This is a genomic window from Pseudomonas sp. Tof1 (assembly GCF_055390395.1).
On record NZ_AP024344.1, the window covers coordinates 1,908,123 to 1,920,253 of the forward strand.

The window sequence follows — 12,131 nt, forward strand, 5'->3', positions numbered from 1 at the left end:
TCAGATCCCTTGTTCGCTGAGCCACAGGTTGAGGGCCGCCAACTGCCACAGCTTGGAGCCGCGCAGCGGAGTGAGCTGACCCTGTGGGTCGGTCAGCAGGCGGTCGAGCATCGCCGGGTTGAACAGGCCGCGGTCCTGGCTCGGGTCGAGCAGCAGCTCGCGGACCCAGGCCAGCGTCTCACCCTGCAGGTGCTTGAGGCCGGGCACCGGGAAGTAGCCCTTCTTGCGGTCGATGACCTCGCTGGGAATGACCAGGCGGGCGGCTTCCTTGAGCACCTGCTTGCCGCCGTCCGGCAGCTTGAAGCGGGCCGGGATGCGTGCCGACAGTTCCACCAGCCGGTAGTCGAGGAACGGCGTGCGGGCTTCCAGGCCCCAGGCCATGGTCATGTTGTCGACGCGCTTGACCGGGTCGTCCACCAGCATCACCGTGCTGTCCAGGCGCAACGCCTTGTCCACGGCGGCATTGGCCCCGGGCAGGGCGAAGTGCTCGCGAACGAAATCGCCCGCCGCGTCCTCGCCGAGCAACCAGGCTGGCTGCACGGTCGCGGCATAGTCGTCGTAGCTGCGGTCGAAGAAGGCTTCGCGGTAGGCCGTCCATGGGTCGGCCGCACCGTCCACCTGCGGATACCAGTGGTAGCCGGCGAACAGTTCGTCGGCACCCTGGCCGCTCTGCACCACCTTGCAATGCCGGGCCACTTCCCGCGACAGCAGGTAGAAGGCAATGCAGTCGTGGCTGACCATCGGCTCGCTCATGGCGCGGAACGCCGCCGGCAACTGCTCGATGATTTCCCGTTCGTCGATGCGCAACTGGTGATGCCGTGTGTCGTAATGGCGGGCGATCAGGTCCGAGTACTGGAATTCGTCGCCGCGCTCGCCACCGGCATCCTGGAAGCCGATGGAGAAGGTCGACAACTGTTCCACCCCGGCTTCACGCAGCAGCCCGACCAGCAGGCTCGAGTCGACGCCGCCGGACAGCAGCACGCCGACATCCACCGCCGCCCGCTGGCGGATCGCTACCGCTTCGCGGGTGCTGGCGAGCACCCGGTCGCGCCAGTCTTCCAGGCCCAGGTCGAGTTCATCAGGCGCCGGACCATAGTTCAGCGACCACCAGGTGTGCTGTTCGCGCTGGCCGTTGGCGTCGATGCGCAGCCAGGTCGCCGGTGGCAGTTTCTCGATGCCCGCCAGCAGGGTGCGCGGCGCCGGTACCACGGCATGGAAGTTCAGGTAGTGGTTGAGGGCGACCGGGTCGAGCAGCGGGTTGATGTCGCCACCTTGCAGCAGCGCCGGCAGGCTTGAGGCGAAGCGCAGGCGCTGGGCGTTGTGGGAGAGGTACAGCGGCTTGACCCCGAGACGGTCGCGGGCGATGAACAGGCGTTGCGCATCGCGCTCCCAGATCGCCAGGGCGAACATGCCGTTGAGCTTGGGCAGCAGGGCTTCGCGCCAGGCGTGGTAGCCCTTGAGCAGCACTTCGGTGTCGCCACCGGAGTAGAAGGCGTAGCCCAACTGCTCCAGTTCCCGACGCAGTTCGGGGAAGTTGTAGATGGCCCCGTTGAAGGTCAGGGACAGGCCCAGGTCGGGGTCGATCATCGGCTGCGCCGAGGCATCCGACAGGTCCATGATTTTCAGTCGACGGTGGCCCAGGGCAATCGGCCCCTGGCTATGGAAGCCCCAGGCATCGGGGCCGCGTGGGGCCATGTGGTGGGTGATCCGCTCAAGGGCGGCCAGGTCCGCGGGGTGTCGATCGAAACGTAGTTCTCCAGCAATTGCGCACATAAGTCCTTACCGGTTATCCGTTGGGGAGGGTCACTCTGGAACTGACTCGCTGAGGACGGGGGAGTTTTATATCAATCCGTTATAAACGATCCGCCGAACAGCAGGCCGAGCGGGGGGGCGTGGCCATGGGCACTCGCGCACAAGGGTGCCAGCGGGTTATGCGAAAGCCCTGAATTCCTGATGCAACAGGCTGATATGCAACAGGTTTTTGAGATTTTCCAGGACGCCGTGATTGATACCTTCAAGACTCATGGATAGAAGGAGTTTTGAAATGTCAGCCGTTAAACTGCCGGTGCCACCCGGGCTGGACGAGTTCAGTGAAAACGAGGAGGTGATCCGGGCCAATGCTCCCGACTGGTTGTTGCTGGCCCGCCCGGAAAGGATCGTACAGCTGCGCGAGTACATGAGCCGCAGCCAATTGTTCAAGGATGATGTGTCGGCCTGGCTCAGGGAGCTGAAGCCGGTCCGGGCGTTCTGTGAGCCGTTGCTCGCACAGAGGCTGCAGGAGCGATTCGGAGCGGGGCTGGACCTGCACACGGACATGCTGGTCATCGCCGATCGCTGGCCCGAATTTCCGTCTCCGCTTGGTGCCCCCGTTGTCTTTCCGATGACATTCACCCAGCACGGCCTGCTGGATGCCGCGCTGCAGAATTTCGCCGCGGATGAGCAGTTTCCACCGCAAACGTACCTGCGCTTCTCCGGCAGCGCCAGGCCGGAGTTCACGCCACAGGCCTTCATCGATCTGGTACGCGAACTGGACCTCGGTGGACGTTATCAGCAGCACTTGTGCAGGGTCTTGCATCTGCCACTCGAAGCCGGGCAGGAACTGGACGCTGAAGGTGCCAGGATCGAGTTCGCCATGCAGCAGCAGGCCAAGGCGGACATGCTGGTGGATGCCACCATCGCCTTGATGAAAAAGGAACTGGACGAGAGTGCCCATACGCAGCTTTGCCGGTTGATCGAATCGAACGTCAGCGTTGCCGCCGATGGGGCGCGGATACAGGTCAACGAATTGCAGATGCTGGGCGTGACGCTGTCGCGCGTACGTCTGTTCACCCTGCACACGGGGCCGTCGGATGGGGATCGCGGGTTGCTGGTTCACATCCCCAACGATCCGCTCAGCCGATTCAGGTTCTACCCCTCGCTCGAAGATTTTCGCGCCGAGTTATGCGAGCGCCTGTGGCAGCCGTCCTACGAGGCATTCTTCAGTCGTCTGGTCGAGCAGCGCGATCTGCCGGCGTTTCTTGCCGCGTTGCGTCGCAGCCTGAGCCGGGAAACCCTGAGCGCCAAGGCCTTGCTCAATCGGCAGGCCGACCTGAAGTTGCGCTTGCTGCCATCGAACGACGAGCTGTTTTCCCTGCTCCATCGACAGCAACTGCAGCGCTTGCAGGACGATGCCCGGGCGGTTGCCGTGCCGACCGAGGATGTCGACCAGGACGCCCGCAACGCCCGTTACCAGGCCCGCCTGGGGCTGGGCATGACCCTGCTGAACCTGGCCTCCTTCGCCAACCCCTGGCTGGGGCTGCTGATGATGGGGGTGGCGGTCGGGGAAATGCTGGCGGAAGTCTACGAGGGCTACCAGGACTGGCAGCGTGGTGATCATGACAAGGCTATCACCCATATGATGGCGGTGGCCGAGGACCTCGCGACGATGATTGCCCTGGGCACGGCCCTGCAGGTGGGTGGCAAGCTGGTCAAGGGCCTGTTTCGCCAGGAGTCGGCGTTCTTCGATGAGCTGGTGCCGGTGCGCTCGGACGATGGGCGCTACCGGCTCTGGCAGCCCAGCCTGGAACCCTATGCCCATGACGAGCCCTTGCTCGCCCGGCAGGACCCGGACACGCAGGGCTTCTACCCGGAGGTCAGCGATGACGGGCATCGTTACCTGGATATCGCCGGTCGCCCTTATCGGGCCTATCGGGACGAGGCTGCCGATGCCTGGCGCCTGCGTCATCGCAGCCGCCCCACGGCCTACGAACCGCTGCTGGAACACAATGGTGCGGGCGGCTGGCGCCTGGCCCATGAATGGCCTCCGGGCTGGGAGGATCCGGCCTACCTGTTGCGTCGCCTGGGGCCCGAGGCCGCCTGGCTGGACGATGTGGACATCGAGCGGATTCTGTCGATCCACCGTCTTGATGCGCCGCTGTTGCATCGCCTGCACATGAACAGGGCGCAAATCCCGGCGACGGTGCTCGACTCGATCCGGCGTTTTCGCCTGGACCGCGAACTCGGCTGGCTGGCCGATGCTGCCGATGCCCCGCCGGCGCGACGCCTGCTGGACCTGAAGCTGCAGATCCTGCCGGACCTGCCGGGCTGGCCCCGGGGGCGCACGATCCTGCTGCTGGATGCCGCGGACAAGCCGCTGTATGAGTACGGCGTCGACCTGACCTCGCAGCCAAGGCCACTCAAGGTGGCGGCCAGGGATCTGGAGTCGAGCGGCCTGCAGGCCCTGATCGACGTGCTTGATCCTGCGCACAGGCAGGCCCTGCTCGGCGAGCCGGTGAAACCTGGCGAGGAGCTGCCTGGGCTCGAACGTGCGTTGCAGCAGCATGTGCGTACGCATCGTCATGCCTTGTTCGAGCGGGTCTACCGGCTGCGCTGGCTGTTGGCCGATGGGTTGCCGGAGAGTGTGCGCCAACGTTTCCCCGAGTTGCCGAGTGGCGTACTGCGCGAGGTGGCCGAGCAATCCAGTGTCAGTGTGAAGGATCGCCTGCTGGTCGATTCGCGCCTGCCCCTGCAACTGGTCGAGGACCTCACCGACGCCGCCCGCGAGGTTCGGGTCGATCGGGCCCTGGAGGGCGGCTTCCTGCAGTCGACCGTGAATCCCGATACCGCCAGGTTGCAGTTGCCCGTGCTCGAGAAGTTGCTGGGATGGCCGCTCGATCTGCGGATCGAATTACGCCAGGATGCCGTCAGCGGCCCGCTGCTGGCCGAGTTGGGCAACGTCGGTCTGCCCAGGCGGCGGATTTTCGTCAGGACCGAAGAGGGCTACCAGGCCTTCGACGCGAGCGGCAGTGCGCTCGGGCAACGGGCGACCGGCAACGACGCCCTGAGCGCAGCCCTGCTGGGCTCGTTGAGCGTCAGTGAACGCATGGCAATGGGCATGAGGCTGGAGGAGGAGGCCCAACTGCATAAGCTGTTGCTCAGCACGGCCATGACGCGGCCTCGTCAGGAACTGGAGGCGACGCTGGGCCTGGCAGCGCGAAAAGCTGACCATGAGCCGGCCCCCTGGCGCCGGATGGACCGCTCCGGTTGTTCACGCACCCGGCGTGGCGGGATCGAGACGACTCGTCGCGGGTTGCGGCGGGTGACCCGTCTGTATCCCGATTTATGCGAGGCGGAGGTCCGCGCCTTCATGTTGCAGTTGGGTGACGATTCGGCACTGGTGCGCAACCGGATTCGCTCGCTGGAACTGGAGTTGGAACTGTTGCGCTCGTTATTGAACAGTTGGTATGGCCGGTCTTTCGAGCAACGGGGGCAGTCCATCTGGCTCGGAGGCATGCAGGAAGGCCGCATGCAGGCCTCGCAGATTCTCGAGCGTTGCTGGCGCCGGCAAACCCCAGAACCTATGACGACAGCGGTGCGGCGATCGGCTATGGCCTGAGCCTGGAGGGGTTGCGGGTGGTCAGCCTGCCGGAACTGCCCGAGTCGATCAGTTTCGAGCATGTCACCGAACTGTCCCTCAAGAGCATGGACCTGACCACCATCCCGAGCAGCTTCCTGAGGCGGTTTCCCCAACTGCGCAAGTTGGACCTGGGCAACAACCGGTTGCGTACGCTGCCGCCAGCCATTGCGCATATGGACGAACTTCGCGAACTGCATCTGCAGGAAAACCGGATCGTGCTCACCCGCGAGGCGGCGGCCCAGCTTTCCACCCTGCAGCAATTGGAAGTGCTCAACCTGAACGGCAACTCCGATGTCGGCCGCCTGGATGTCGTGCGAATGCCGCACCTGCGCCGGCTGTTTCTGCGCGGTACCGGTATCGACCACCTGCCGGAAGGGCTGTTGACCCGTACCAGTCTGTCCGCGGCGGACTTGCGTGGCAACCTGATTCAGCAATTGCCCGCCGAACTCTACGATGCGCCGTCGCCGATCACTCGGCGCATCATCCTGCGTCATAATCCGCTGGGGCCCGCCAACCAGAGTCCGCTGGCCGCCTATCGTTTGCGCACCGGCATCACCTTTGGCATACCGGAGTCGGAACTGGCGCTCGACGAATACAGTTCGCGCCTGCGTTGGCTGGCGGATGTCGAGGGGGAGCGGCGTGCCCAGCTGCAATCACTCTGGCAGGGCCTGTGGCATGAACCGGGCAGCCAGGAACTGTTCGATCTGCTGGGGCGCCTGGGCGGCAGCGCGGACTACCTGAAGACCCGTAGCGACCTGACACGACGGGTCTGGGAGGTATTGGAGGCGGCGGGTGAGGACGGTGGGCTGCGTCGGGAATTGTTCGACCTGGCGGCCAATCCGCTGACCTGCGTCGACAGTGCGGCGCAGAGTTTCAGCCATCTGGAGGTTCGCGTATTGCTGGCCAAGGCACGGGCACTGGCGATAGAGGGCGATGAACCGGTGCAGTTGCTGAAGTTGGCACGGGGCCTGTTCCGGCTGGAGCAGATCGATGCCATCGCGCGGAGTCATGTCCGGGCACTGGCGGAAAACCCGGAGGTGCCGTCGTCGAGCGCGGTCGATGAAATCGAAGTGAACCTGGCCTACCGGATTGGCCTGGCGCGCCTGATGCACGTGCCCGGGCAGCCGAGGGAAATGCTGTTCAGGTCCATCGCCCATGTCACCGAGGAGCAGATCCAGGCAGCGCATGCACGTATCCTGCAGGCCGAGCAGACGCCGAGCCTGACGACCTTCATCGCCGGGCGCGATTTCTGGATCGATTATCTGAAAAAGAAATACCCGCGGGATTTTTCCCGGTTCAACCAGCCCTTCCACGATCAGGAGGAACAACTGCTCAGGGAGTCTCCCACCATGCACAGCGAGCGTTACTTCCGGCACCTGGAGGCCTTGATGGACAGCCACAGGGCCGAGGAGCAGATGTTTCTCATCAGCCTGACCCGCCAGGAAATGTACGAGCATCCCGCGCCTGCACCGGGCAGTTGATTCAGTGGCCGGTCCGCGCCTTGCCGCGGGTCAGCTCGCGCCAGGCGAAGCGGTTCGGGTGGCAGGCTTCGGCGACGGCGCGGGGCAGTGGCAGCGGCTCGTTTTCCAGCCAGGCGGCGAGCAGTTCGCCCGACAGCGGCGCGGTGATCAGGCCGCGTGAGCCGTGACCGCTGTTGACGTACAGGCCCTCCAGCCAGGGGCAGGCCTGCGGCGGTATCTGGCGGGCATCCTTGGCCAGCACCGCATAGGTTTCGGCGAATCGCCCGGCGTCGGCCAGCGGGCCGATGATCGGCAGGTAGTCCGGGCTGGTGCAGCGATAGGCCGCGCGGCCTTGCAACTGCTCGGGGTCTTGCGCGGCCACCTGCAGGCGTTCGGCCAGATCGGGGGAAATCTCCCGCAACAGCTCCAGGTTGCCGAGGTGTTCCGCCGTGGTCGGGATCAGGTCCTCGCTGTTGAACGCGAAGCTGGCCCCCAGGGTATGTTCGCCCAGGCGTGCCGGGGCGACATAACCTTCGGCACAGACCACGGTGCGCAGGGTGCTGCTGCCGGTGGTCTGGGCCAGGCGGGTGATCTGCCCGCGAATGCGTTTGAGCGGCAGTGGCGCCGTCGCCGCGAAGCGCTTGATGTCGGCGGCGGCGGCGAGGATGACCACCGGCGCACTGCCCAGCAGGGTGTCGGCGTTCCATGCCTGCCACTGACCGTCGACCCGGCGCAGTTCGACGGCGTCGCTGTGGGGGCGTACCTCTATGTTCGGGTGGCTGGCTTGCCAGCCGCACAGGGCCGGCGGATGCACCCAGCCGCCCTCGGGGAAGAACAGCCCGCCGTGCTCCAGGGCGATACCGGCTTGCGCCTCGGCGGCCGGACGGTCCAGCACGTGCAGCAGGTCGGGGCTGAACGCCGCGGCCAGTTGCGCCTGGCGGCCGGCTTCCTTCTCGTCGAAGGCCAGTTGCAGAACGCCGCAACCGTCCCAGTCGAGGCCCTTGTGCAGTCGTTCGAGCAGGCGCCGGGTATGCCCGAAGCCGCTGAGGATCAGTTGCGACAGGGCGGTGCCGTGGGCCGACAGCTTGAGGTAAAGCACGCCTTGCGGGTTGCCCGAGGCCTCCCGGGCGAGGGCTTCGCGACGCTCCAGCAGGGTCACCTGCCAGCCGCGGGCGGCCAGGCTGGCGGCGCTGGCGCAACCGGCCAGGCCGCCGCCGATCACCAGGGCCCGGCGCTCCTTGACCCACTGCTCGGGGTAGGCGAACCAGGGCCGCACCGGCGCCGGCCTGGCCGCGTCCTCCGGCCAGCCGAGGAACTCGCCGCGCAGGATTTCCCACTTGTGGCCGATGCCCGGCGTGCGTTTCATCCTGAAGCCGGCCGCGTTCAGCGAGCGGCGGACCCAGCCGGTGCTGGTGAAGGTGCTGATGGTCGAGCCTGGGGCGGCCAGTCGCGCCAGTTCGGCGAACAGCTCGGGGCTCCACATTTCGGGGTTCTTCGACGGCGCGAAACCGTCGAGGAACCAGGCGTCGACCCGGGCGTCCAGTTGCGGCAACTGTTCCAGCGCATCACCGATCAGCAGGGTCAGGCTGACCCGGCCGTTGTCCAGCAGCAGGCGCTGGAAACCCGGGTGGATCGCCACGTATTGTTCAAGCAGGGCGGTGGCGAAGCTCGCCAGTTCCGGCCACAGCGCCAGGGCGCGTTGCAGGTCGGCGTGGCTCAGGGGATATTTTTCCACGCTGACGAAATGCAACCGTGCATCCTGCGGTGCGCATTGCTCGAACAACTGCCAGGCGCAGAGAAAATTCAACCCGGTGCCGAAACCGGTCTCGCCGATCACCAGCCGGCCAGCCGGCGGCAGGGCCTGGAAGCGCTCCTGCAGGCGGTTCTGCTCGATGAAGACATAACGGGTCTCTTCCAGGCCCGAGTCGTCGGAAAAGTACACATCATCGAACACCCGGGAGCGGGGTCGTCCCTGGTCGTCCCAGTCGAGCTGGGCGTGTGGCGGTACGCGGTTCATGGAGCAACTCATCGGCAAACAGTCGGCCATTCTAGCCGATTGGTCCGGGTCGGATTGATCCACGACAAATGTCGGGGATTTCGCCGCCCACCGTGCGGTCCGATCCGTTAATCTTGGGCAATTCTGGAAGGAGCCACCCATGTTCGAATCCGCTGAAATCGGTCACGCCATTGATAAGGAAACCTTCGAAGCCGAGGTGCCCGCCCTGCGCGAAGCCCTGCTCGAAGCCCAGTTCGAATTGCAGCAGCAGAAGCGTTTCCCGGTGATCGTGCTGATCAACGGCATCGAGGGCGCCGGCAAGGGCGAGACGGTCAAGCTGCTCAACGAATGGATGGACCCGCGCCTGATCGAGGTGCGCACCTTCGACCAGCAGAGCGACGAGGAACTGGCCCACCCACCGGCCTGGCGCTACTGGCGCATGCTGCCGGCCAAGGGGCGGATGGGGGTGTTCTTCGGCAACTGGTACAGCCAGATGCTGCAGGGCCGGGTGCATGGCCTGTTCAAGGACGCGGTGCTCGACCAGGCGATCGCCGGGGCCGAGCGCCTGGAGAAGATGCTCTGCGATGAAGGGGCGCTGATCTTCAAGTTCTGGTTCCACCTGTCCAAGAAGCAGATGAAGGCCCGGCTCAAGGCCCTCAAGGACGACCCGCTGCACAGCTGGCGGATCAGCCCGCTGGACTGGCAGCAATCGGAGACCTACGACACCTTCGTGCATTTCGGCGAGCGGGTGTTGCGCCGCACCAGCCGCGACTACGCGCCCTGGCATGTGATCGAGGGCGCCGACCCGCATTACCGCAGCCTGACCGTGGGCAAGATCCTGCTCGAAGGCCTGCAGGCGGCGCTGAAGAGAGCCCGGACCCCGTCCGTGCCGAATACCGCGCCGCTGCCGTCGGGCGTCGACCAGATGAGCCTGCTCGACAGCCTGGACATGAGCCTGGCACTGGACAAGGCCGACTACGAGGAACAACTGATCACCGAACAGGCGCGGCTGTCGGGCCTGATGCGTGACAAGCGCATGCGCCGGCATGCCCTGGTCGCGGTGTTCGAAGGCAACGACGCGGCAGGCAAGGGCGGGGCGATCCGTCGTCTGGCCGCGGCGCTCGACCCGCGTCAGTACAGCATCGTGCCGATTGCCGCGCCCAGCGAGGACGAGCGTGCCCAGCCGTACCTGTGGCGCTTCTGGCGGCAGATCCCGGCGCGCGGCAAGTTCACCGTGTTCGACCGTTCCTGGTACGGCCGGGTGCTGGTGGAGCGGGTCGAGGGCTTTTGCAGTACCGACGACTGGATGCGCGCCTATGGCGAGATCAACGATTTCGAGGAACAGTTGAGCGATGCCGGGATCATCGTGGTCAAGTTCTGGCTGGCGATCGACAAGCAGACCCAGCTGGAGCGTTTCCAGCAGCGCGAGGATATTCCCTTCAAGCGTTTCAAGATCACCGAGGACGACTGGCGCAACCGCGACAAGTGGGACCTCTACCGCACTGCGGTGGGCGACATGGTCGATCGCACCAGTACCGAGATTTCGCCCTGGACCCTGGTGGAGGCCAACGACAAGCGTTGGGCACGGGTCAAGGTGCTGCGTACGATCAACCAGGCGATCGAGGACGCCTTCGCCCAGCGCGACAAGCATGACAAGAAGGGCAAGAAGGACCGCAAGGCGAAGTAGGACGATGGTGGCGCATACGCCGAATGAATGATTGTCGCGGTCCCGGATCAGTCGAGCCTATGCTCAGGCTTTCCTGGACCGACAATGACAATGAGGTGTCCCATGCGTGAAGTGGTGATCGTCGATAGCGTGCGTACCGGCCTGGCCAAGTCGTTTCGCGGCAAGTTCAACCAGACCCGGCCCGACGCCATGGCCGCCCATTGCGTCAATGCGCTGCTGGCGCGCAACGGCATCGACCCGGCGAGTGTCGAGGACTGCATCGTCGGCGCCGGCTCCAACGAAGGTGCCCAGGGCTACAACATCGGCCGCAACGTGGCGGTGTTGTCGCAACTGGGGACCGGTACGGCGGGCATGACCCTCAACCGTTTCTGTTCCTCGGGCCTGCAGTCGATCGCCATTGCCGCCAACCAGATCGCTTCCGGCTGCAGCGACATCATCGTCGCCGGGGGCGTCGAGTCCATCAGCCTGACCCTCAAGAGCGTCAATACCGACAACCTGATCAACCCGTTGCTCAAGGAGCAGGTGCCGGGCCTCTACTTCCCGATGGGACAGACCGCGGAAATCGTCGCCCGGCGCTATCAGGTCAGCCGCGAGCAGCAGGACCTCTATGCCCTGCAGAGCCAGCAGCGCACCGCAGCGGCCCAGGCCGCCGGGCTGTTCGTCGACGAGATCGTGCCGATGGCGGTGACCTATGCCGTCGAGGACAAGGCCAGCGGGCAGATCCAGCAGGTACAGGGCGTGGTCGACCGGGACGACTGCAACCGGCCGGACACCACCCTGGAGAGCCTGGCCGGCCTGAAGCCGGTGTTCGCCGAGGACGGTTCGGTGACCGCGGGCAACTCGTCGCAACTGTCCGATGGCGCCTCGATGACCCTGGTCATGAGCCTGGAGCGGGCCCTGGCCCTGGGGCTCAAGCCCAAGGCGTTCTTCCGCGGCTTCACCGTGGCCGGCTGCGAGCCGGACGAAATGGGCATCGGCCCGGTGTTCTCGGTCCCCAGGTTACTCAAGGCCATGGGGCTGACCGTGGCGGATATCGACCTGTGGGAACTCAACGAAGCCTTTGCCTCGCAGTGCCTGTACAGCCGCGACCGGCTGGAGATCGACAATGCGAAGTACAACGTCAATGGCGGTTCGATTTCCATCGGCCACCCGTTCGGCATGACCGGTTCACGCCAGGTCGGGCACCTGGTGCGCGAGCTGCAGCGGCGTAACCTGCGCTACGGCATCGTGACCATGTGCGTGGGCGGCGGGATGGGCGCCACGGGGCTGTTCGAGGCTGTACGCTGACGGTTCTGCGGGAAATTCCGGGGTGGGAGCAAGGCTTGCCCTCCCGGCCCTGGAACCTCCCACAGGATCCGCGAGCTCAGAGGAAGTCCTGGATATCCTGCGCCAGTTGCATGCGCTTGATGTAGAGCTGGCTGCCGCGCTCTGCGTCGGTCCGGCTGAAAAACGGCCCTTCCAGGGTGTTCTCCCGGGTGCTGAAAAAGTACAGGCCATTGATCGTACTGACGCGGTCGCTGCGAAAGTGCACGGCCTCGGTGCTGTCCTGGGCGCGTTTGCCGAACATGGAGAAAAACTCCGCTAGGGATGGTG

General features: G+C 65.3%; 7 protein-coding genes. 4 read left to right on the forward strand and 3 right to left on the reverse strand.

What is annotated here, in order from left to right; genetic code table 11:
* Nucleotides 1–1,773 carry an N-acetylglutaminylglutamine amidotransferase gene (locus tag ACZ5KU_RS08910; protein WP_464737035.1) on the reverse strand — a complete coding sequence of 591 codons (1,773 nt, stop codon included), beginning with the start codon at nucleotides 1,771–1,773 and terminating at the stop codon, nucleotides 1–3.
* Nucleotides 1,774–2,044: 271 nt separating this feature from the next.
* Here ACZ5KU_RS08910 and ACZ5KU_RS08915 point away from each other — a divergent pair, with 271 nt between their 5' ends.
* Nucleotides 2,045–5,374 carry a dermonecrotic toxin domain-containing protein gene (locus tag ACZ5KU_RS08915; RefSeq protein ID WP_464737036.1) on the forward strand — a complete coding sequence of 1,110 codons (3,330 nt, stop codon included), beginning with the start codon at nucleotides 2,045–2,047 and terminating at the stop codon, nucleotides 5,372–5,374.
* Complete coding sequence (locus ACZ5KU_RS08920; RefSeq protein ID WP_464737037.1) at nucleotides 5,311–6,876, forward strand: NEL-type E3 ubiquitin ligase domain-containing protein; 1,566 nt, start codon at nucleotides 5,311–5,313, stop codon at nucleotides 6,874–6,876. Before ACZ5KU_RS08915 ends, ACZ5KU_RS08920 begins: the two co-directional genes overlap by 64 nt.
* 1 nt (nucleotide 6,877) lies before the next feature.
* Here the strand turns inward: ACZ5KU_RS08920 and mnmC are convergent, their stop codons facing one another.
* Nucleotides 6,878–8,872 carry a bifunctional tRNA (5-methylaminomethyl-2-thiouridine)(34)-methyltransferase MnmC2/FAD-dependent 5-carboxymethylaminomethyl-2-thiouridine(34) oxidoreductase MnmC1 gene (gene mnmC / locus ACZ5KU_RS08925; protein WP_464737038.1) on the reverse strand — a complete coding sequence of 665 codons (1,995 nt, stop codon included), beginning with the start codon at nucleotides 8,870–8,872 and terminating at the stop codon, nucleotides 6,878–6,880.
* Nucleotides 8,873–9,011: 139 nt separating this feature from the next.
* Between mnmC and pap the strand changes: the two genes are divergently transcribed.
* Nucleotides 9,012–10,538 (forward strand): polyphosphate:AMP phosphotransferase, encoded by a 1,527-nt coding sequence (gene pap / locus ACZ5KU_RS08930; protein WP_054060554.1) that lies wholly within the window; start codon nucleotides 9,012–9,014, stop codon nucleotides 10,536–10,538.
* Nucleotides 10,539–10,640: 102 nt separating this feature from the next.
* Nucleotides 10,641–11,825: a thiolase family protein gene (locus ACZ5KU_RS08935; RefSeq protein ID WP_464737039.1), complete on the forward strand. Its 1,185-nt coding sequence runs from the start codon at nucleotides 10,641–10,643 to the stop codon at nucleotides 11,823–11,825.
* 76 nt (nucleotides 11,826–11,901) lie between these two features.
* Here ACZ5KU_RS08935 and ACZ5KU_RS08940 read toward each other — a convergent pair whose 3' ends face one another.
* Nucleotides 11,902–12,105, reverse strand: coding sequence for a DUF6316 family protein (locus ACZ5KU_RS08940; RefSeq protein WP_054060552.1), 204 nt, complete (start codon nucleotides 12,103–12,105; stop codon nucleotides 11,902–11,904).
* Between the last annotated feature and the right edge of the window lie 26 nt (nucleotides 12,106–12,131).